We start from the raw sequence: 19656 nt of genomic DNA, 5'->3' as shown, positions 1-19656 counted from the left end.
TTGTGCATCTGGGATCGCAACAAGTAGAATTTGGCGAGCGCTGCATTGCCCTTTCGGCAACGGAGATGCGGAATAAGTGATCGTGAGGCAGGATAATGCAGATAACCGGGCTGCGCTACTTCCTGGCGGTCGCGCGCACCGGCTCGATCGCGGCGGCCTCGGCCCAGCTCAACGTCGCCGCCTCGGCGATCAGCCGGCAGGTCGCCAACCTCGAGGCCGAACTCGATTGCGTGCTGTTCGAGCGGCGCCCGCGCGGCATGGTGCCGAGCCCGGCCGGCGAACTCCTGGCCCAGCACGCGCACCAGATGCTGATCCGCTCCGAGCAGGTGGTCACCGAGATCCGCGAACTGAAAGGCCTGGCCCGGGGCCTGATCCGGGTGGCGAGTTCCGAGGGGTTCGCGCTCGACATCGTGCCGAACGCCGTGGCGTCCTTCCACGCCGCCCATCCCGGCCTGCGCTTCGAGGTGACGGTGCTGCCCCCCGCCCAGGTGACCCAGATGGTGGCCGCGGGCGAGGCCGATCTCGGCATCACCTTCGCGCTCGCGCCGACCACCCAGGTCGAGGTGCTGTATGACGGGCGGGTCGACATGCGGGCGCTCACAGCCCCCGACCATCCCCTGGCGCGGGCGAGGGTCGTGCAACTCGCCGATCTGCCGAACTATCCCGTCGCCCTGCCGACCCGGGACACGACCCTGCGGCAGGTGTTCGACGCCGCCTGCCTGCACGAGGGCATCGTGGTCGAGCCGGTGCTGACCGCCAACAACCTCGCCGCCCTGCTGCCGTTCGTGCGCAACTCGCGCGGGCTCGCGCTGATGTCGGCGCTGTCGGTGCGGACGCCGGTGGACCTGAACGCCCTGGTCAGCCTGCCGATCCGCGCCCGGGCGAGCCTTGCCAGGGGCATCCAGGTCCAGGCCATGCGCGACCGGCGGCTGCCCCGGGCGGTGCGGGGCTTCCTGCGCCAGCTCATGGACGCGCTGCCGCCGCCGGTAGATGTCGCTTAGGACGCCGCCTTCAGGCCCCGCCGCGGCCCGCGGCGACGGCGCAGCTATGGTCCATCACGTCCTCTGCGCTGGCGCTCGGCGCCCGGAAGGCCAGCAGCAGGAAACCCGGCTCGGGGTCGCCCGGCGGCGTGGCGAGCGCCGCAAAGCTCGTCCGGTGCAGGTCCGGCCGAGGGCCCGGCAGGGTGCGCAGGGCCGCGAACGGGTTGAAGCGCTCGGCCTCGGCGGCCGGCACCCGCATCGCGTGGTAGCGATCGCCGGCGAGCGGCACCGGGAAGCGGGTCCAGGTCCCGTGGATCTGGCGGCCATGCGCCTTCACGGCGGCCAGCACGCTGGGCTTCAGGCAATCGAGATGGATGTGGAGCTGGTCCTGGCTCCGCCCCCGGGCCGAATTGACCGCCAGCCCCACCGCCTCCGGCGGCAGCCTGCCCTTCAAGGCGTCCGACACGAACGGGCGCGCCGCCAGCGCCGCCCGCCAATAGGCAGCCCCGCGCGGCCCGCGCAGGACCGGGGCTTCGAGCCCGGCCACGGTATCGGTGGGCATCACCACGATGTGGGTCGGCTCGCCGGGCGCGCGCAGGACCGCCGAGCCGGGGCGATTCGTGTCGCCGAGATCGACCGAGAGGCACGGAAACGTCCGGTCGGCGATCCGCTTGGCGAGCACGCAGGTCTTCAGCGCGGCCCACAGCACGTCCCGGGTCGGGTCCGGCGCCGCCGCGGCCGGCATCGCGAGGGCGACGAGGAGGACGGCGATCGGCGCGCGGCGCATGGAAGGACCCGATGAGGCTGGGGCGCCGGGGGCTGCCCGGCTCGCCCCGCGTGCGATAACCGTCTCGGACCGCGCCGGCAAAGCACCCGGTGCCGCATGGGACGTCTCGCGATGCCGAACGCGCTCACCCCGGAGATCGGCGCCCGCTTCGCGGCACTTGCCCTCGGACACGTCAGCCGCGAATATCCCAACAAGCCCGGCCATGTCCTGGCCGGCCCCGAGGATGCGCGCACCCCCGCGGCTTTGCATCCGGTCTTCCACGGCAGCTACGATTGGCATTCCTGCGTCCACGGATACTGGCTGCTGGCGCGGGTGCTGCGGCTGTTTCCGGACGGCGCGCAGGCCGGAGCGATCCGCACGCAGTTCGACGCGCAACTGGTACCCGACAAGATTGCCGGGGAATGCGCCTATTTCGCCGCCCCGACCGCCCGGGGCTACGAGCGGCCCTATGGCTGGGCCTGGCTCCTGAAGCTCGCCGACGCATTGTCCCGCCTGCCCGAGCGCCGCTGGGCCGAGGCCCTGGCGCCGCTCACCGGGATGATCGCGCAGCGGGTCCGGGACTTCCTGCCGGTCGCCCCCTATCCGGTGCGGGTGGGGACGCATTTCAACACCGCCTTCGCGCTGCGGCTGGCGGCCGACTACGCCGAGGGCGCGCAGGACGCATCCCTGTCCGACCTGCTTCTGCGCACCGCCGAGCGCTGGTACGGGGCGGACACGGATTGCCCGGCCTGGGGCGAGCCGGGGGGCGACGACTTCCTGTCCTCCGCGCTGATCGAGGCCGAGTGCCTGCGCCGGCTCCTGCCGGCGGAAAGATTCCGGCCCTGGTTCGACCGGTTCCTGCCGGATCTCGCCGCGGGGCGGCCCACGACCCTGTTCCGGCCCGCCACCGTGACCGACCGCAGCGACGGCAAGATCGCCCATCTCGACGGGCTGAACCTCAGCCGCGCCTGGTGTTTCCGGGCGCTCGCCGCCGCCCTGGACCGGGACGATCCCCGCCGCCAGCCGCTTCAGGCCGCCGCCGAGACGCATCTGGAGGCCGGCCTCCCGCACGTGACCGGCGATTACATGGGCGAGCACTGGCTCGCGACCTTCGCATTGCTGGCGCTGGACACCGGATCAGAATCCGATCCGCGCCACCGAAGGCTGAGAAGTTCTTGAGAACTTTCGGCCGCAGGCGACGTTGGTCCCTGTCGGCCGAACGCCGGGCACGAACAAAAAAAGGACCGCCCCCGAAAGAGCGGCCCGAAGTCTTGGGAGGAAACGCCCACGAGGGGCAGCAGCACGGCGACGCCATCGCTATGCTGCGTCGCATCAACCGGAGAGCGGAGGCCTGGTTCCCCGTCCATTCCGGCGCTGTGTCGCCTCGTAGAGCACCTGGGCGAGCTGCTCGGCCGAATACGGCTTGCGCACCAGCATGAATCCGTGCGCGTCGTCGGTGGCCAGGATGTGACTGTAGCCCGAGGTCAGGACCACCGGCAGGTCCGGGCGGGTGCTCTGCAGCTGCCGGGCGAGGGCGACGCCGCCCATCCCGGGCATGACCACGTCCGAGAAGACCGCGTCGAAGCGGGCGGGCGTCCGGTCCAGCTCGGTCAGCGCCTCCTCGGCGGATTTCGCCCAGATCGGCGCATGGCCGAGATCCTCGAGGATCTGGGTGCAGAAGCGCCCGACCCCGAGATTGTCCTCCACGACCAGGATGCACAGGCTCCGCTGCGGCTCCGGCTCGCGCCGGTCGTCGCGGCCGGGATCGGCCGCCTCCGCGGGGGCGTCGACCTGCGGCAGGTAGAGGGTGAAGCGGGTGCCGCTCCCGGGCAGGCTCGCCACGTCGATATCGCCGCCCGATTGCTTGGCGAAGCCGATGACCTGGCTGAGCCCCAGCCCGGTGCCCTTGCCGATCTCCTTGGTGGTGAAGAACGGCTCGAAGATCCGGCCAAGATCCGGGGCCGGAATACCGGCGCCGGTATCGATCACCACCACCGCCACGAACGGCCCCGGTGCGCCGGCATGGCCGCGGATCGGGGGCATCGGGCGGCCGCTCTCGAGGCGCAGGGTCAGGCTGCCTTCCCCGTCCATCGCATCGCGGGCATTCACCGCCATGTTGATCAGCGCCGTCTCGAACTGGCTCTCGTCGGCCCGCACGAAGCAGGGCGTGCCGGGCAGCTCGGTCTCCACGTGGATTCGGGCGCCCGTGACCGAATCGAGCATGTCGGAGATGCTGCGCAGGCGCTCGCAGATGTCGAAGACCTGGGGCTTGAGCGCCTGGCGCCGGGCGAACGCCAGGAGCTGGCCGGTGAGCTTGGCGGCCCGGTCCACCGTGTCGGAGACGGCGTCGAGGTAGCGGCGCCGGCGCTCCTCGGCGAGTTCCGGCCGGCGCAGGAACTCCACCGACGAGCGGATGATGGTCAGCAGGTTGTTGAAGTCGTGGGCGACGCCGCCGGTGAGCTGGCCGATCGCCTCCAGCTTCTGCGATTGCCGCAGGGCCTCCTCGGCGTGGCGCTGCTCGGTGATGTCGCGCCCGAAGCCGTAGAACAGGCCATCCTCCGGGACGACGGTCCACAGCACCCGCCGCCAGCCGCCGTCGCGGGTCGTGCAGGCCAGCTCGACATCCTCGACCCGGCGGCCCTCGCAGAGGGGCTTGAGCGCCACGGCCGCCGCCTCGCGGTCCGGGGGGGCGATGAAGTCGAGGGCTGTCCGACCCAGGGTTTCCGCCTCGGACCAGCCGAGCGCCCGGCTCCAGGACGGGTTCACCGCCTGGACCTGCCCGTCCCTGGCCGAGACGATCTTGAGCACGGGCGACAGGGTCCAGACCCGGTCGCGGTCCCGGGTCTGGGCGGCGACCTGCGCCTCCAGGCGATCCGCCCGGGACTGCAGCAAAGCCTCGTCCCGGTGCCGGGCCGCCGCGGCGCGCCGGGCCTCCAGCAGGCGCATGAGGGTCCGGGCCAGCGTCTCCAGGATGGAGGCCTGCGGCTCGGTGAGGCGCCGCGGCGCGCGATCGAGGACGCTGAGCGTGCCGATCGCCCAGCCGTCGGGGGTGACGAGCGGGACGCCGGCGTAGAAGCGCGGGCCCGGCGCGCCCGCGCCGCCATCCGGCCGCACGAACACGCCGCCCCGGCACAGGGTCTCGAGGTCGGGGCCGGGGTCGGAGAACCCGTCCCGCGTGTCCGCGCCCACGACGGCCTGGGTCCAGTGCCGGTCAGCGTCGACGAAGGTGATCCGCGCCAGCGCGGTGCCGCAGGCCGCGGCCGCGATCCGGGCGATTTCGTCGCAGGCGGGTTCCGGCGGGGTGTCGAGGACCGCGTAGCTGCGCAGCGCCGCGAGGCGCCGGGGGTGGTGGCGTTCGAAGCCCGACGGGCAGGACATGGTCTCGTTCCGCGACACGGCTGCGTCATAGCCCACGGCTCCGACCCCCCCAAGTGCGTCGATGGAAGTCGATCTCACGGGGATGTATCGGCGGCCGCCGGACAACTCGTTAAGCCGGTTCTCCCTACAACGCGCGGCCTCTCTGCGACGCGAATCCGCCCGGCGCAGATCGACGCGCCGCCGGGGTTGCTCGGCGCCATCGCCCGAGCCTTCAGGATGTGCAGTATCGTCGCACGCCGTATCGCAGGAAGGGGCGGCGGGTTGCCCGTGTGAGCGTGTTTCAACTGGAGCCGGCGTGGACCTCAGACTCGACGACATCGTCCGGGACACCCGTGGCGATCTGGTTGCGGCGGCGCGCGCGGTCGCGGCCGGCGCGGCGCGTTGGGCCGGACGCCACGATCACGACGGCGGCTTTCCGGCCGCGGATGTGGCGGCGCTGGCCCGGCTCGGCCTGCTCGCCGCGCCGGTCCCCCGGCGGGACGGCGGCGCAGGCCTCGGCGAGGAGCCGGACGGGGCGGTCCTGCGGGCCGTGCTCACCCATGTCGGGTCCGGCAGCCTCGCGCTGGGGCGGGTCTACGAGGGCCATGTCAACGCGGTCCAGCTCGTCGCCCGCTACGCCGTCGGCGAGACCCGCAACCACCTGCTCGCCGATGCCGCGCAGGGCCACCTGTTCGGGGTCTGGAACACTGAGCCGCCGGGCGACGGCCTCACGATCGACGCCACCGGCGCTGCCCCGGTCCTCAAGGGCGTAAAAACCTTCGCGTCGGGGGCGGGGTTCGTGACCCGCGCCCTCGTGACCGCGCAGCCCGCCACCGGCGGCTCGCAGATGATCGTCGTCGCCCTCGAACCCGGCGCGCGGGCGGACCTGTCGGCCTGGCGGGCGCAGGGGATGCGGGCCTCGGCCACCGGCACCGTCGATTTCACCGGGCTCGGCGCCGAAAGCTTCACCCTCGTGGGCGCCCCGGACGATTACCAGGCCCAGCCGCATTTCTCGGGGGGCGCCTGGCGCTTCCTCGCGGTTCAGCTCGGCGGCCTGGAGGCTTTGCTCGACGCGTGGCGCGGCCACCTCGTCGCCACCGGCCGCGGCGCGGATCCGCATCAGCTCGCCCGCCTCGGCGAGGGCGTGATCGCCGCCGAGACCGCCCGCCTCTGGGTGACGCGGGCGGCCGCCATCGTGGGGGAGGAGGGCGACCCGGACGGGATCATCGCCTACGTGAACCTCGCGCGCCTCGCGGTCGAGCGCGCCGGGCTCGACCTGCTGGAATTGGCGCAGCGCTCGGTCGGCCTGCAGGGCTTCCTGCGCGACCACCCGCTGGAGCGCCTCACCCGCGATCTCGCTACCTACCTGCGCCAGCCCGGTCCCGACCGGGCGCTCACCGAAGGCGCCCGCCACGTGCTGCGGTGCCCGCAGGTGAGCGGCGCGCTCTGGCTGGACGAGGCCTGACCCGAAGGGTCGGATTCGGGACGCAAGCTTTTTCGAATGCGGCATCGCGTCTGTGGACCCGATCGCTTCGGGCGGGAGCCCCGACCGCCACCCGGCGTTTGCAGCATCCGGGACAGGTTCGGATCAGCATGGCCAAGCGCAGGACGAAGACGGTCACCCATCCGGAGACCGAGGACGCGCCGCTGATGCCGACCGGCGCTCTCGCGGTGGCGCTCCTGGATCTGGCCGAGAACGCGGCCCCCCTGGTCCACGTCGCCCGCGACGCCCGGCGGCTGGAGGAGCTGGCCGCAACGCTCCGGGCCCTCGACCCCGAGACGCGGGTCGCCGTCTACCCGGAATGGGACTGCCTGCCCCTGGACCATGCCTCGCCGTCGCGGGCCATGATGGGCGCTCGGGCCGCCACGCTGCGCTGGCTCACCGACCGCGACGCCCTGCCGGGCTTCGTGCTGACCACGGCCCCGGCGCTGATCCAGCGGGTGCCTCCGCCCGAGACCTGGGCCACGGCCCGGGTGACCCTGCGGGTCGGCGATCCCCTCGACGTCGCCGCCGTGACCGCCGACCTTCAGCGCCTCGGCTACATCCTCGACGAGCGGGTCGACGAGCCGGGCGAGATCGCCGTCCGGGGCCGCACTGTCGAGGTGTTTCCCGCCGCGGCGCCGCGCCCCTGCCGGATCGAGCACGCCGACGGCCGGGTCACCGCGATCCGCTCCTACGACCCGATCTCGCAGCGTTCCGTCGCCGAGGTCGCCGATCTGGTGATCGACCCGGCCACCGAGATCGTCCTGGCGCCGGATTCCGGCCAGAGCTTCGAACCCTTCACCGGCCAGGAGCACCGCCTGGACCGCTACTATCCCCGCCTCGTCACCCTGCTGGATTACGTGCCCGAGGCCCGGCTCGTGGTCGAGGACGGCACCCAGGCCCGGGTCGACGCCTTCTACGAGCAGATGGACGAGGCCGGGGCCCGGCGGGCACCCCGCGGCGGCCGGCCGGCCGACGGCGGCGGTCTCTACCTCGAGCCCAAGGCGTGGCGGGACCTCATGGCGGCGCGCACCCGGGCCATGGCCACGGACGCCGCGGCCGAGCCGGTCGGGATCCCGGTCTTCGCCCGGGATCGCCGGCCGGAGGCCGCCTTCGCCAAGGCGATGCGCGAGCGGCTGAAGGCCGGCGACGTGGTCGTGCTGGCCGGCTCGCGCCAGCCGCTCCGGCGCCTCGTGCGCCAGGCCGGCAAGATCGCCGAGCGCCCGGTCCGGCTGATCGACGGCTGGTCGGATCTCGTCGAGGCGGCGGCAGGCGACATCCTCGCGCTGGAGGCGCCGATCCGGGCCGGCTTCCGGGTCCCGGCCCGGGGCGCGACGGTGTTCGCAGCCGCCGACCTGTTCGGGCCGGACGCCGCGGTGACGGGCCCCGCCCGGGCGATCCTGCCGATGGGTGAAGTCGATCTGCGCCCCGGCGACGTGGCGGTCGACCGCGACCACGGCCTGTGCGTGTTCGAGGGGCTGGAGCCCGTCGCGAGCCCGCAGGGCGTCGGCGCGGACGACGAACCCTCCGAGGCGTTGCGTCTTCGCTTTGCCGGTGACGCGATCCTGATGGTGCCGGTCACCCAGGCCGACCGGATCTGGCGCTACGGCCCGGAGCCCGACGCGGTCACCCTCGACAAGCTCGACGGCGGCACCTGGGCCCGCCGCCGCCTGGAGGCCGAGGCCACCATGGCCCGGACCGCCCGGGTGATGCTGGAATCTGCCCGCGCCCGCCGGGACACCGAGGCCCCAATCCTGGCGCCGCCGCCCCGCGACATGGAGCGGTTCGCCGCCGGTTTCGGCTTCGCCCCGACCCCCGACCAGGCCGCCGCGGTGGACGCGCTGATGGCCGACCTTGCCTCCGGGCGTCCGATGGACCGGCTGGTCTGCGGCGATGTCGGGTTCGGCAAGACCGAGGTCGCGCTCCGGGCGCTGGCGGCGACGATTTTTGCCGGCAAACAGGCTGCCCTGATCGCCCCGACCACGGTCCTGGCCCGCCAGCACGTCGAGACCCTGCGCCGCCGGTTCGGCCGGTTCGGCATCGAGGTCGCGCAGCTCTCGCGCCTGGTCTCGCCGGCCGAGGCCAAGCGGGTGAGGGCCGGTCTGGCCGACGGCTCGATCCGGCTCGTGGTCGGCACCCAGGCGCTGGCCGCCCGCGGCGTGCGCTTTTCCGATCTCGGCCTGACCGTGATCGACGAGGAGCAGCGCTTCGGCGCCAGGATGAAGGCTGATCTGCGCCGCCTCGCCGCCGGCGGTCACGTGCTGACGCTTACCGCCACGCCGATCCCGCGCACGCTCCAGGCGGCGCTTATCGGTCTCCAGAGCCTGAGCGTGATCGCCACGCCCCCGGCGATGCGCCAGCCGGTCCGGACCGTGGTGGCCCCCTTCGATGCCGATGCGATCCACGAAGCGCTGATCCGCGAGCATCGCCGCGGCGGCCAGAGCTTCGTGGTCTGCCCGCGCATCGAGGACATCGCCCCCATGGCCGAGCGCCTGCGCGGCCTCGTGCCGGGCCTCGACGTGCTTGTGGCGCATGGCGACCTCAAGCCCTCGGCCATGGACGAGGTCATGGTCCGCTTCGCCGACGGGGACGGCGACGTGCTGCTCGCCACCGCCATCGTGGAGAGCGGGCTGGACGTCCCCCGGGCCAACACCATGCTGGTCTGGGAGGCGGCCCGGTTCGGCCTGGCCCAGCTCCACCAGCTGCGCGGCCGGGTCGGCCGCGGCCAGCGGCGCGGCGTCGTCCACCTGCTCAGCGATCCGGCCGCACCGCCCCCGCCCGCAGCTTTGCAGCGCCTGCGCGCCCTGGAGGCGTTGGACCGGCTCGGCGCCGGCTTCGCGGTCAGCGCCCACGACCTCGACCTGCGCGGCGCCGGCGATCTCGTCGGCGAGGACCAGGCCGGCCACGCCAAGCTGGTCGGGCTCGGCCTCTACCAGCACCTGCTGCAGCTGGCGCTGACCGCCGCCAAGGGCGAGCCGGCCGAGGATTGGAGCCCGGAGATCGAGATCGGGCTGCCGAGCCGGATCCCGGCGGATTACGTGCCCGAGCCCGAGATCCGCCTCAGCCTCTACACGCGGCTGCTGCGCCTGCGCGATGGCGAGGCGATCGAGGCCCTGGCCGGAGAGGTCGAGGACCGCTTCGGCGCAGCCCCGGCGCCGGTCCTGGCCCTGTTCACCCTGGCGCGGCTGCGCGCCGCCTGCTGCGGACTGGGCGTGGCCCGGCTCAGCGGCGGTCCCCAGGGCGTCGCGGCCGATCTCCGGTCCGACCGGCCGCTGCCGCCGATGGCTGCCGAGGACGGGATCGTCCTGCGCCAGGGCCGGGTGGTCTGGCGCCGGCCCTGTGCCGACGCGGAGGCCCGCGCCGGCTTGGCGGCCGACCTCCTCGACCGCATCCGGGCCGCCCGGGAGCGCGCCACGTGAGGCGGCTCTCGTCGGCAACCCTCACGGTCACGCGCTTGTGAGCGCTGCCGGGGCCGGACCGGTACGAACGTATCAGTGACAGCGGGCACGCCGCAGCCCATCTGCGGCTGGCCATATCCCGCTCCGAACTCCGCGCGCCATCGGCTGGCACGCCGGATCGGTCGGGTCCTACCGTTGTACCGGGGTCTCTTGCCCTTTCGTCTCCGGTACGGCCGCATGGCCGGGTGCCCATGACCCCGTGCAAGGCGGGCACCCGGCCTGTCGTGCCTCGATAGCCCAAAAGAGCGACAGACATGGTCCCGGAGTTGACCGGGAGCCTCCGCTCGGGCCTTCTCAACCGCAACGGGTGATGCCCGGGCCCGCCGGAACCGTCTCGCGAGCCTGTGCATTCCCGGGGCCAACCAGGGAGGCACTATGCACGTCACGATTGAGCAAGCCGAGCGGGCGATCGCCGCGGCACGGGCGAAGGCCAAAGAGCTCGATACCCAGATGTGCATCGCGGTGGTCGATTCCGGCGGCAACCTGAAGGCGTTTCACCGCATGGACGACGCCTGGGTCGGCTCGATCGACATCGCTCACAAGAAGGCCAAGACGTCGGTGTTCTTCGGGATGATGACCGGCCAGATCGGCCAGCTGTCCCAGCCCGGCGGCCCGCTCTACGGCATCGAGCATTCCAACGACGGGTTGATCACCTTCCCGGGCGGCATCCCGATCGTCGACGCCGACGGGGTCATGTCGGGCGCGATCGGCGTCAGCGGCTCGACGGTGGAGAACGATCACATCGTAGCGGAGGCCGGCGCCCAGGCGATCGGCCGGACCGAACTCCCGGCCCATCCCTGGCGGACCTGAATCCGGTTCCGGAGCGTTCGCCGCCGAAACCGATCCCGATCTGGCGTAAGCAAGCGCGTCACATCTGACGTCGCGATCGCGGTCGGAAAACGGTTCCGAGCGACGGATATCCCCCTCTCCCCTAAGATGAGGTTGAGGGTCGGAGCGACGGGTCAAACAAGCTTTTTGGAGGTCCGCTCCGCGATCGCCCGGCCGATTCCGAGCAGCAACAGGCGCGAGATCAGCCGGAGGTTCTCGTCGCCGTGGCGCTCGAGCGCGGAATGGACCCGGATGCACTGATCGGCCGCAGCTTCCAGGTGCGTGGCCTGAGCCGGCTCGACGCCGTTCGTGACCGGTGACGAGCCGGCATGGAGATCCGTCACGTCGATATAGGCGCCGCGCCCCCGCAGCGCGCCGACCGGATCGGGGGCCAGGCGGCCGCGATTGAGGATCCAGCGCACGTGGCCGGTCTCACTCAGGACCCGGAACTCCAGCGAGACCATGCCGCCCGTCCGGCGCACCGTGCGGATCCGGTCGAAGACCCAGCCGCGATCCTCGGGATGGATGCGCCCGAGGGCGACATCCAGCGGCAACGGCTTGCCGGCAAAGCTCGAATCCCCGGACAGCAAGGCGGCCGCCCCCGCATCGAGCACCGATCGGCCGGCCAGGACATCCGTGTCCCAGGTCCCGACAAAGCCCGCATCCTGCAGGGCGGAGGCCGCCGTCGACGCCAACGCCATTCAATCCCCCAACCCCGGCTGCGGCCTGTCCATCGACCGGCACCCGACAACCCGCTGCGACACAGGCCGTGGCGACACGCGGAGTTCAGGAGTTGTTCAGATCAGGGGCCGGTTCGCACCCGGACATGTCGTCACGGGTCTCCGGCACTTGGTCCAGGGCGGGGACTGCTTTTAACCTGTGCGGTTCCCGCATTCGCGCCGGGACAAATCGCAGTAAAGCTTCCTGTGGTGGGGTATTTTTGCCGCTGTACCCATCTCCACTTCGGTGATGAACCTTCTATATGCTCGGATACGGTATCGTTTCAGGTCTGTTGATGCGCACATACATTTTCCGGGCGATCCGTCGTGAGCCGAACGGCATGCTTGGCCCGGACCTGTACCGGCACGCCTTCGCGGCGAAGGACGACTCGGACGCGGTGGCGGCGGCCAAGCGGATCGATCTCGATCTGACCCAGCTCGGCGCCAACGCGGTCTACGTCTCGGCCGAGGATGGGCGGGCGATCTGGAGCCTGCACGCGCAGGATTTCCCCGACCCGACCCTCTGACGCCGGCCCCTCCCTGGTGCAGGGCGGGATCACGGCCTAACGTCGCCGCCTCCAGCAAACGGTCGGCCGAGGCGCGAGGATCACACGGGCATGGATCGCACCAACCTCCCGCTCTCGCAGGATCGCCTCTGGGACAGCCTGATGGCGCTCGCCCGGATCGGTGCGCTCCCCAACGGCGGCAACGACCGGCAGACCCTGACCGACCGGGATGCCGAGGGGCGCGCTCTGTTCCAGCGCTGGGGCGAGGCGATCGGGCTCACCCTGACCGTGGACCGGATCGGCAACATGATCTTCCACCGGCCGGGACGGGACCCGGGCCGGAAGCCCGTCGCCATCGGCAGCCATCTCGACACCCAGCCCACCGGCGGCAAGTTCGACGGGCCGCTCGGCGTGCTCGCCGGCCTGGAGATCATGCGCGCCCTGCACGAGGCCGGGATCGAGACCGAGGCGCCGCTCCTGCTGATCAACTGGTGCAACGAGGAGGGCTCGCGCTTCGCCCCGCCGATGAGCGGCAGCGGCGTCGCCATGGGAATCGTCCCCGAGGCCGACGTGATGGAAACCCGCGACCTGGCCGGCCGCGTGTTCGGCGAAGAGCTGCGAAGGATCGGCTGGCAGGGCCAGGCGGATCCGGCCAGCCTTCGCGGGATCGCCGCGTATTTCGAACTGCATATCGAGCAGGGCACGCGCCTGGAGGAGGCCGGCCTGAACATCGGGATCGTCGATCGGGCACTGGCCCAGATCTGGTACGAGGTCACCGTGCTGGGCGCGGAGGCCCATGCCGGCAGCCCCATGGCCGGCCGGCGCGACGCCATGATGGCCGCTGCGGCGCTGATCGGATCGCTCGAAGACATTGCCTGGGAGGCGCTCGGCCCCGAGGGCGAGCGTGGCCGCGCCACCGTCGGGGTCCTCACCGCCGAGCCCACGAGCCGCAACATCACCCCGGGCCGGGTCTGGTTCAGCCTCGATACCCGCCACGGCGATCCCGGGCAGCTGGAGGCGATGCGGGGGCGGATCCTGGCCCGGGCGGACGCGCTCGCTGCCGAGCGGGGCGTCACGATCCGGGTAGAAGACTTCTGGCGTGCGCCGCTCACCCCGTTCGATCCGGTGCTGGTCGACCGCGTCCAGGCGGCGGCCGAGGCGCGGGGCCACGCCTGGACCCGGATGCCGACCGCGATCTATCACGACGCCGTCTATTGCGCCCGCGTGGTGCCGGCGGCCCTGGTCTTTTGCCCCTGCCACGGCGGCATCAGCCACAACGAGGCCGAGAGCATCACGCCGGACTGGGCCCGGGCCGGCATGGAGGTGCTGGCCGACGCGGTGCTCGGCACCGCCGGCCTCGCGCGGTCCTGAGGAGGCTGGTTCGGCATGTCCGATGACAACGTCATCCGCCCGACCTTCGGCGCCCGCCGCAATGCCGCCCCTGTCCATCGAACGGAGGCCGAGCGAACCGCGCCCGATTCCGAGCCGCCCCCGATGCGCCTGTTCGGCGCGGCCGCGGGCCACCGGGTCGGCCTGATCCGCGACCCGGCCGCCCAGGAGGGGGACGTGTTCCGGATCGTGATCGGCCCGGAGGACGAGGAGGCGGTGGAGACCGTGGCGCTGCTGCCGGCCGGCCCCGACGCGGAGGCCGAGGCGGAGCGGATCGGCTTCGCGATCCTGCGGGCGCTGGAGGTGGTCGAAGGCGCGGTCTGATCGGGGCCGGTCAGGCGATCGGTTTCGGCTTGATGATCGGCGAGCGGGTCAGGCTCTGGATCTCTCGACCGGGTCGCCCGGCCTTGAGGGCGATCTCCTCCTCCTGCTCGGCGATGACCTGCCGGGCCGGCTCGTCGCCGTCCAGGCCGCCGAGGATTTCGGCCGGGACACGGCGGTTCGAAGCCCGGGAGCCGTCCTCGAAGACGACGTCGAACAGAATGAAGCCCCGTTCCTGGGGTCTCGACTTGATGCGCTTAGCCATAGGTGCTGATACGCCACCGCGATCCCGCGCGGCAGGGGGCACCGCCGCGCAGGGGGTTGCACCGCGCGCAGCGCCGAACCCGCCCGCGGCCCCGCTCTCGCCGTGATCTTTCGTGCCGACGGTCCCCGACCGGCCGCACCGCCAATCGAGGAAAGTTCCGTGATACCCTGGGTTCATCTCGACACCGGATCCGTCCCGGGGGGCGGCACCGACCTGCGCCTGATGCGGCGCGGCGACGAGTTCTCGATCCTGGCCGACACGATCGAGCTGATGAACAACCGCCGCAGCGGCTCCGAGGCGGCGCTCGCCGCCATGACCTGCGAGCGGCTGAAGGATCGGCCCCGGGCCCGGATGCTGATCGGCGGGCTCGGCATGGGCTTCACCCTGCGGGCGGCGTTGGCGGGCCTCGGCCCGGAGGCGCGGGTCGTGGTAGCCGAGTTGGTGCCGTCCGTGATCGCCTGGGCCCGCGGCCCACTCGCCCACGTCTTCGGCGATTGCCTGGACGACCCCCGGGTCGACGTGCAGGAAGCCGACGTGAACCGCCTGATCCAATCGGGGCCGAGCCAATACGACGCCATCCTGCTCGACGTCGACAACGGCCCGGAGGGGCTGATGCGCCGCTCCAACGACCGGCTCTACGACAATTGGGGCCTCAAGCGCGCCCGTTGGGCCCTGCGGCCAAGCGGCATCCTGGCGGTCTGGTCGGGCGCCCCGGACCGGAAGTTCAAATCCCGCCTGCAGCGCTCCGGCTTCGCGGTCGAGGAGGCCCGGGTCCATGCCAGCGGCCGCGGCAGCGGGCCTAAGCACGTGGTCTGGCTCGGCACCAAGACCGATGGTCCGGCGGCACCGGATCGGCCCGAGGGCGGTCGCCCCAGGGTGACCCGATAGACGCCGGCCTGCCGCCCACGGTCGCACCCCCTGGGCCGGCGGCCGGGACTCTGCACATGCGGGGCATGGGTGCGAATGGCGGGCATCTCTACACGGTCGAGGTCAGGCCGAGCCGGCATGACCCGGGGCGTTTCACGTGGGCGATCCGGGACCGCGGCAAGCTGGTCCGGGGATCGTACCGTCCGCACGCCTCCGAGGGTTTGGCCCGCGCCGTCGCCCTGGCCGAGGTCGAGCGGCTGATCGGGCATGACGAGCCGCAGAACGGCGGCTGATCGGTCCCGAGCCATGGCGTGGGTGCGTATCTCGGCGACCAAGGGGTGTTACTCATGCATGCAGAAACAACCCTCGGTCGGTTGCATGCCGCAATGCGGTAGCCTATCTCTGCACTGCGGGATGGCGATGGCGTCGCGATCCCGTTGCCCTTCTTGGGCGTTTCCTCCCTAGACTTCGGGCCGCTCCTTCGGGAGTGGCCTTTTTTCTTGTCTGCATCCGCTGCCGGGCATCAGCCTGAGAGGCGCGCTCCCGGGCTCGAAGCTTTCGGCCAAGCGGAACCATGACCTTGGCTGTTCGTTCTGCCGTCATGGAACACTACAAGTCCACCCTCGCGACGACCGCTATCGCCGTATTCGGGCTTGTGGTGGCCGCGCATACTCTGCATCCGGGCAATTACGAGGTGCAGCCGCGCGTCGCCCGGATCGCCGTGGCGCCCGCCGGATCGTCGACCTGGATGGATCCGCCGGCCCGGATGGCCGGCGTGAGCAAGCCGGAGGCGCGCATGTCCGAAATCGCCCGTGCGACCTCGTCCGACCTATTGGCGCCGCAGATGACGGCCCTGCCGGCCGGCGCTGTCACGGCTGCGGCTCTGCCGAGCGAGATGATCGCCCCGGCCGAGAAATCCCGGACGGCGCTCACGGCGCATCGGCCGAAGCTGGCGGATCGCAGCCCCCGTCGAATGGCCCGCCTGCGCCACGCGGCCCTGGCCCGGACGGCGGCCGCGGAGCCCGCCGTCGCAGCCCCGTCGACGCCGGCGCCTGCGCCAACCCCGAAAAAAATCGATCCGATCGGCGATCTCATCCGTGGGCTCGGCCTCGGTCACGACAGCGAGGGCTGAGCCCCGTCGCCAACCCGTCATCACTCCATGGGCCGGTGCCCTACTGGACGTGAATGGTCAGCTTCATCTTAGGATGGATGCCGCACTGGATGACGAAATCCCCCGGCTCGACCAGAACCAGCCGGGTCTCGGTGCCGGGCTCCTGATCGCCGGCGTCGAACGAGAACCGGTCGGCCTCGATGAAGGCGTGGTGGCTTTGGCTGGCGTCGTCGTTGCGCAGGGTGATCGTGTCGCCCAGCCGCAGGAACAGGTCGGTCGGCGCATAGTGGCGCCCCTTCTGCAGGATGATACGGGTCGTGCTCGACAGCGTCGCCCAGGCTGAAGCCGGCGCCGCGCACAGACCCGCCAGGGCCATCGTCCCGACGAGCAGCAGGGGTCGCAGGCACCGGTTGCGAAGGAACATGTCTGGCGTCCGCGTAAGATGAGATGCGCCCGGGCAAGGGATCGGACCTAAGCAGCCCCGCGTGGCAGGCCAACGCGTCACCCGCTCAGGTCCTTGGTTTGCCGCAGGTTCTGATCGTAAAATCGCCGAGCACTTTTACGGAACCTGCTGAGATCGAGCACCGCAGCGGCCCGGGATGCCGCTGCCGGCCATGTTGCGCGGAGCCCCTCAACACCGCGCTACGCGAAAGCGTAAGATTGTCCCGATCACGTCGCCAATATCGCGGGTATAGTTCCATTCTACAATTCTAGGCTGTATTCATTGCGGGGCGGCATTTCGCCGTCGCGCAGCGTCAGCGCGTCGCGAACATGCTCCCGGAAGACCTGGACCCGCGCCGGCAGGTCGCGCCCGGCCAGGGTCACGGCGCGCAGCGCCGCCCCCCGCCTCGCCCAGGGGGCGAGCACGCGCACGAGCTGGCCCGCCGCCACCGCCCGGGCGGCCACGAGGCTCGGGATGTGGCCGATCCCGGCACCGACCAGGGTCAGGCGGTGGACGGTGGAGAAATCGCTGACCCGGATGGCGGGATTCAGGACGATCTGCTCGGCCCGGCCCTGCCCGTCGGTGAGGGAGAGGGCGCCCCCGCCGGTCCGCTCCCGAGGGAGGATCAGGTCGTGGTCGTGCAACCCCGCCAGGTCGGTCGGGGCCGGTCGGCGCAGCAGGTAGGCGGGGGTGGCGTAGAGGGCCACCGACAGGGTCGCCAGGAGGACGGCGCGGTATCCGGTCTCCTCCGCGCCGCCGAGCCGCAGGGCGAGGTCGATCCGGTTGGCCGCCAGGTCCAGGCGGGCATCGGTGTTCAGCATTTCCACCGTGATCTGCGGATAGGCCGCCCGAAAGCTCGCGACGATCTCGGGCATCACCTCGATCCCGAAATCGATCGAGGTGGTCATGCGCAGGTGCCCGGCCGGCACCGTCTGGGCGTCGCGGGCGGTCTCGGCCGCCGCGTCGAGAAGCGCCAGGCTCTCGTGAGCCTTGGCGTAGAAGGCGAGACCTTCGGCAGTCGGCGACACCGCCCGGGAGGTCCGCGCCATCAGCCGGGCGCCGAGCGCCTGCTCAAGCCGGGACAGGCGCCGGCTGATGCTGCCCTTCGTCTCCCGCAGGCTTGCGGCCGCAGCCGTGACGGTGCCGAGATCGACGACCGTGCAGAAGGCGCGCACGTCGTCGAGGCTGCCCGTGAAGGTTTCCGATCTCGCAACCATGGGGTTCCGGATAGCAGGCTCAACCGAGGCCGTGAACGGGTCTACAGGGACGTGGCTGTGCGCCGGACCGAGTCGGCCGTCCACACCTGCCGTTCTCATCTGGGAGAGTCCCTTGAAGTCGCTTCTCGCCTCCGGCCTTCTGGCCCTCCTCGTCGCCACCCCGGCTCTGTCCCAGACCCCCGCGACCCGGGATCCGGCCCAGATCCAGGCCGGCACCTACGCGGTCGATCCGAATCACACCCAGGTCGGCTGGCGTGTCTCCCATATGGGCTTCTCGAACTATGCCGGCGGCTTCTCCGACGTGTCCGGCACCCTCGACCTGCAGCCGAAGACCCCGGCGGCCGCGAAGCTCACGATCAAGATCCCGGTCGCCTCGGTGACCACGACCAGCGCCAAGCTCACCGACGAGCTGAAGGGCGACCAGTGGCTCGACGCCGCCAAGTTCCCCGACATCACCTTCGTGTCGACCAAGGTCGCCCCCGAGGGCAAGGACAAGGCGAAGGTGACCGGCAACCTGACGCTCCACGGTGTGACCAAGCCGGTGACCCTGGACGTCACCCTGGTCGGGGCCGGCGTGAACCCGCTGAGCAAGAAGGTCACGGTCGGCTTCGACGCCACCGGCACGCTCAAGCGCTCCGAGTTCGGGGTGAAGACCTACGTGCCGCTGATCGGCGACGACCTGCACCTGACCATCGCGGGCGCCTTCGAGCGGCAGGACTGACCCGGAACGACGGGACGGGAGATGGCCATGGCACCCGACGCGGCGGCGCGGCGCTACTCCGCGGTGGCCATCCTGCTGCACTGGGCGAGCGCGCTCGGCGTGCTCGCCCTGATCGGCATGGGCCTGACCATGACCCATGCAGGCTTGAGCCCGATGCGCCTGTTCCCGCTCTACCAGTGGCACAAGTCGGTCGGGATCACCGTGCTGATCCTGACCGGTCTGCGCCTCGCCTGGCGGGTGGCCCACCGGCCGCCGCCCTATCCGGCGAGCATGCCGGCCCGGGAACGCCGGGCGGCGGGGGCGGCGCACGGACTCCTGTACGGGCTCCTCGTCGGGCTGCCGCTCGCCGGCTGGGCGGTGGTCTCGCTCTCGCCGTTCAACATCCCGACCGTGCTGTACGGGCTCGTGCCCTGGCCGCACCTGCCGCTCGCCCCGCTCCTCGCCGACCCGGCGGCCGCGGAGGGGCTGGTCAAGGCGCTGCACGCCTACGGGGCCTGGTTCCTGACCGCGCTGCTGGCGCTGCACGTCGCGGCGGCGCTGCGCCACCATCTCATCCTGCGCGACGGCGTGCTGTGGCGGATGCTGCCGGGCCGCCCCGCGGCGACGCCTCCCAAAACCCTGGAATCGACTCGATGACGCTGCGTCGCCCGCGCCTCGCCCTGTGCCTGTCGGCCGCCCTGTCGGGCGCCGGGTTCCCGGCCGCCGCCGCCGAGTGGGCGGTGGATCCGGCCAGGAGCGCGATCCGGTTCTCGGGTGTGCAGGTCGGGACTCCGTTCTCCGGCCGCTTCGAACGCTTCGAGGCAACGGTGGATTTCGATCCCGCCAAGCCCGAGGCCGGCCACGCCACGGTGCTGGTCGATCTCGGCAGCGCCCGCACCGGCGACGCCCAGCGCGACACGGCGCTGCCCCAGAAGGACTGGTTCGACGTGGCGAGCGCCAACCAGGCCCGGTTCGAGGCAACCCGCTTGGTCGACAAGGGCCAGGGCGACTACGAAGCCGTCGGCGACCTGACGATCCGCGGCACGAAACACCCGCTGACGCTGCCCTTCCACCTGTCGCTCGACGGCCCCCAAGCGCACGCCACCGGGCATGTCGGCCTCGTCCGCACCGATTTCGGAATCGGCCAGGGCGCCTGGGCCTCCGGACAATGGGTCGCCCTCGACGTCGGGGTCGATATCGACCTCGTCGCCACGGCCCGGCCAGCCCCAGCCGAAGGGCACTGACCG

The 19656-nt window shown here is 71.8% G+C and carries 20 protein-coding genes; 14 read left to right on the top strand and 6 right to left on the bottom strand.

Annotation, left to right across the window (positions count from 1 at the left end):
- Window positions 1-95: 95 nt before the first annotated feature.
- A complete protein-coding gene (locus tag MKL11_RS22880) occupies window positions 96-1001 on the top strand; it encodes a LysR family transcriptional regulator (protein ID WP_243947568.1) in 906 nt (301 codons plus the stop codon).
- A 10-nt stretch (window positions 1002-1011) separates the two neighbouring features.
- Here MKL11_RS22880 and MKL11_RS22875 read toward each other — a convergent pair whose 3' ends face one another.
- Complete coding sequence (locus tag MKL11_RS22875; RefSeq protein ID WP_243947566.1) at window positions 1012-1767, bottom strand: CDP-diacylglycerol diphosphatase; 756 nt, start codon at window positions 1765-1767, stop codon at window positions 1012-1014.
- Window positions 1768-1878: 111 nt separating this feature from the next.
- Here MKL11_RS22875 and MKL11_RS22870 point away from each other — a divergent pair, with 111 nt between their 5' ends.
- Window positions 1879-2925, top strand: coding sequence for a DUF2891 domain-containing protein (locus MKL11_RS22870; RefSeq protein ID WP_243947564.1), 1047 nt, complete (start codon window positions 1879-1881; stop codon window positions 2923-2925).
- Between the two features lie 153 nt (window positions 2926-3078).
- Here the strand turns inward: MKL11_RS22870 and MKL11_RS22865 are convergent, their stop codons facing one another.
- Window positions 3079-5124: an ATP-binding protein gene (locus tag MKL11_RS22865; RefSeq protein ID WP_243947819.1), complete on the bottom strand. Its 2046-nt coding sequence runs from the start codon at window positions 5122-5124 to the stop codon at window positions 3079-3081.
- A gap of 295 nt (window positions 5125-5419) precedes the next feature.
- Here MKL11_RS22865 and MKL11_RS22860 point away from each other — a divergent pair, with 295 nt between their 5' ends.
- The 3 genes from MKL11_RS22860 to MKL11_RS22850 all read left to right on the top strand — a co-directional run bounded on the left by MKL11_RS22860 (window position 5420) and on the right by MKL11_RS22850 (window position 10854).
- Window positions 5420-6568, top strand: a complete 1149-nt coding sequence (locus MKL11_RS22860) for an acyl-CoA dehydrogenase family protein (RefSeq protein WP_243947561.1) — start codon at window positions 5420-5422, stop codon at window positions 6566-6568.
- 128 nt (window positions 6569-6696) lie between these two features.
- Entirely contained in the window at window positions 6697-10005 is a 3309-nt protein-coding gene (locus MKL11_RS22855; RefSeq protein WP_243947559.1) for a DEAD/DEAH box helicase, read from the top strand.
- Between the two features lie 414 nt (window positions 10006-10419).
- Window positions 10420-10854, top strand: coding sequence for a GlcG/HbpS family heme-binding protein (locus MKL11_RS22850; RefSeq protein ID WP_243947557.1), 435 nt, complete (start codon window positions 10420-10422; stop codon window positions 10852-10854).
- Window positions 10855-11006: 152 nt separating this feature from the next.
- Here MKL11_RS22850 and MKL11_RS22845 read toward each other — a convergent pair whose 3' ends face one another.
- Window positions 11007-11573: a PAS domain-containing protein gene (locus MKL11_RS22845; RefSeq protein WP_243947555.1), complete on the bottom strand. Its 567-nt coding sequence runs from the start codon at window positions 11571-11573 to the stop codon at window positions 11007-11009.
- Window positions 11574-11887: 314 nt separating this feature from the next.
- Here MKL11_RS22845 and MKL11_RS22840 point away from each other — a divergent pair, with 314 nt between their 5' ends.
- The 3 genes from MKL11_RS22840 to MKL11_RS22830 all read left to right on the top strand — a co-directional run bounded on the left by MKL11_RS22840 (window position 11888) and on the right by MKL11_RS22830 (window position 13810).
- Complete coding sequence (locus tag MKL11_RS22840) at window positions 11888-12118, top strand: hypothetical protein (RefSeq protein ID WP_243947553.1); 231 nt, start codon at window positions 11888-11890, stop codon at window positions 12116-12118.
- Between the two features lie 90 nt (window positions 12119-12208).
- Window positions 12209-13468, top strand: a complete 1260-nt coding sequence (locus MKL11_RS22835) for a Zn-dependent hydrolase (RefSeq protein WP_243947551.1) — start codon at window positions 12209-12211, stop codon at window positions 13466-13468.
- 15 nt (window positions 13469-13483) lie between these two features.
- Window positions 13484-13810, top strand: coding sequence for a hypothetical protein (locus MKL11_RS22830; RefSeq protein WP_243947549.1), 327 nt, complete (start codon window positions 13484-13486; stop codon window positions 13808-13810).
- Between the two features lie 10 nt (window positions 13811-13820).
- Here the strand turns inward: MKL11_RS22830 and MKL11_RS22825 are convergent, their stop codons facing one another.
- Window positions 13821-14072, bottom strand: coding sequence for a hypothetical protein (locus MKL11_RS22825; protein ID WP_007565173.1), 252 nt, complete (start codon window positions 14070-14072; stop codon window positions 13821-13823).
- A gap of 159 nt (window positions 14073-14231) precedes the next feature.
- On the opposite strand from MKL11_RS22825, the gene MKL11_RS22820 reads away from it, so the two are divergent.
- The 3 genes from MKL11_RS22820 (at window position 14232) to MKL11_RS22810 (ending at window position 16071) form a co-directional block, all read left to right on the top strand.
- Window positions 14232-14960 carry a hypothetical protein gene (locus MKL11_RS22820; protein ID WP_243947547.1) on the top strand — a complete coding sequence of 243 codons (729 nt, stop codon included), beginning with the start codon at window positions 14232-14234 and terminating at the stop codon, window positions 14958-14960.
- A 56-nt stretch (window positions 14961-15016) separates the two neighbouring features.
- Window positions 15017-15232, top strand: a complete 216-nt coding sequence (locus MKL11_RS22815) for a hypothetical protein (RefSeq protein WP_409565898.1) — start codon at window positions 15017-15019, stop codon at window positions 15230-15232.
- A 287-nt stretch (window positions 15233-15519) separates the two neighbouring features.
- On the top strand, window positions 15520-16071 hold the full coding sequence (locus MKL11_RS22810) for a hypothetical protein (RefSeq protein WP_243947545.1): 552 nt from the start codon (window positions 15520-15522) through the stop codon (window positions 16069-16071).
- Between the two features lie 40 nt (window positions 16072-16111).
- Here the strand turns inward: MKL11_RS22810 and MKL11_RS22805 are convergent, their stop codons facing one another.
- Both MKL11_RS22805 and MKL11_RS22800 read right to left on the bottom strand, forming a co-directional pair.
- Window positions 16112-16474, bottom strand: a complete 363-nt coding sequence (locus MKL11_RS22805; protein ID WP_243947543.1) for a hypothetical protein — start codon at window positions 16472-16474, stop codon at window positions 16112-16114.
- Between the two features lie 278 nt (window positions 16475-16752).
- Window positions 16753-17709, bottom strand: coding sequence for a LysR family transcriptional regulator (locus MKL11_RS22800; RefSeq protein ID WP_243947541.1), 957 nt, complete (start codon window positions 17707-17709; stop codon window positions 16753-16755).
- A gap of 112 nt (window positions 17710-17821) precedes the next feature.
- Here MKL11_RS22800 and MKL11_RS22795 point away from each other — a divergent pair, with 112 nt between their 5' ends.
- From MKL11_RS22795 to MKL11_RS22785, 3 genes are read left to right on the top strand one after another with little or no spacing between them, the layout of a single operon-like run.
- On the top strand, window positions 17822-18430 hold the full coding sequence (locus MKL11_RS22795; protein ID WP_243947539.1) for a YceI family protein: 609 nt from the start codon (window positions 17822-17824) through the stop codon (window positions 18428-18430).
- 27 nt (window positions 18431-18457) lie between these two features.
- Window positions 18458-19066, top strand: a complete 609-nt coding sequence (locus MKL11_RS22790; RefSeq protein WP_243947537.1) for a cytochrome b — start codon at window positions 18458-18460, stop codon at window positions 19064-19066.
- Complete coding sequence (locus MKL11_RS22785; RefSeq protein WP_243947536.1) at window positions 19063-19653, top strand: YceI family protein; 591 nt, start codon at window positions 19063-19065, stop codon at window positions 19651-19653. Before MKL11_RS22790 ends, MKL11_RS22785 begins: the two co-directional genes overlap by 4 nt.
- Window positions 19654-19656 lie beyond the last annotated feature (3 nt).

This window comes from Methylobacterium sp. J-077 (genome assembly GCF_022829365.1).
Lineage (GTDB): Bacteria > Pseudomonadota > Alphaproteobacteria > Rhizobiales > Beijerinckiaceae > Methylobacterium.
The sequence above is the reverse complement of the archived record's forward strand: the minus strand, read 5'-3'. Positions and strand labels throughout refer to the sequence as shown.

What these genes read in the sequence shown, in the direction of transcription:
- MKL11_RS22880 (WP_243947568.1), top strand. Translation starts at nt 96, where the DNA reads ATGCAGATAACCGGGCTGCGCTACTTCCTGGCGGTCGCGCGCACCGGC.
- MKL11_RS22875 (WP_243947566.1), bottom strand. Translation starts at nt 1,767, where the DNA reads ATGCGCCGCGCGCCGATCGCCGTCCTCCTCGTCGCCCTCGCGATGCCG.
- MKL11_RS22870 (WP_243947564.1), top strand. Translation starts at nt 1,879, where the DNA reads ATGCCGAACGCGCTCACCCCGGAGATCGGCGCCCGCTTCGCGGCACTT.
- MKL11_RS22865 (WP_243947819.1), bottom strand. Translation starts at nt 5,124, where the DNA reads ATGTCCTGCCCGTCGGGCTTCGAACGCCACCACCCCCGGCGCCTCGCG.
- MKL11_RS22855 (WP_243947559.1), top strand. Translation starts at nt 6,697, where the DNA reads ATGGCCAAGCGCAGGACGAAGACGGTCACCCATCCGGAGACCGAGGAC.
- MKL11_RS22850 (WP_243947557.1), top strand. Translation starts at nt 10,420, where the DNA reads ATGCACGTCACGATTGAGCAAGCCGAGCGGGCGATCGCCGCGGCACGG.
- MKL11_RS22845 (WP_243947555.1), bottom strand. Translation starts at nt 11,573, where the DNA reads ATGGCGTTGGCGTCGACGGCGGCCTCCGCCCTGCAGGATGCGGGCTTT.
- MKL11_RS22840 (WP_243947553.1), top strand. Translation starts at nt 11,888, where the DNA reads ATGCGCACATACATTTTCCGGGCGATCCGTCGTGAGCCGAACGGCATG.
- MKL11_RS22835 (WP_243947551.1), top strand. Translation starts at nt 12,209, where the DNA reads ATGGATCGCACCAACCTCCCGCTCTCGCAGGATCGCCTCTGGGACAGC.
- MKL11_RS22830 (WP_243947549.1), top strand. Translation starts at nt 13,484, where the DNA reads ATGTCCGATGACAACGTCATCCGCCCGACCTTCGGCGCCCGCCGCAAT.
- MKL11_RS22825 (WP_007565173.1), bottom strand. Translation starts at nt 14,072, where the DNA reads ATGGCTAAGCGCATCAAGTCGAGACCCCAGGAACGGGGCTTCATTCTG.
- MKL11_RS22815 (WP_409565898.1), top strand. Translation starts at nt 15,017, where the DNA reads ATGCGGGGCATGGGTGCGAATGGCGGGCATCTCTACACGGTCGAGGTC.
- MKL11_RS22805 (WP_243947543.1), bottom strand. Translation starts at nt 16,474, where the DNA reads ATGTTCCTTCGCAACCGGTGCCTGCGACCCCTGCTGCTCGTCGGGACG.
- MKL11_RS22800 (WP_243947541.1), bottom strand. Translation starts at nt 17,709, where the DNA reads ATGGTTGCGAGATCGGAAACCTTCACGGGCAGCCTCGACGACGTGCGC.
- MKL11_RS22790 (WP_243947537.1), top strand. Translation starts at nt 18,458, where the DNA reads ATGGCACCCGACGCGGCGGCGCGGCGCTACTCCGCGGTGGCCATCCTG.
- MKL11_RS22785 (WP_243947536.1), top strand. Translation starts at nt 19,063, where the DNA reads ATGACGCTGCGTCGCCCGCGCCTCGCCCTGTGCCTGTCGGCCGCCCTG.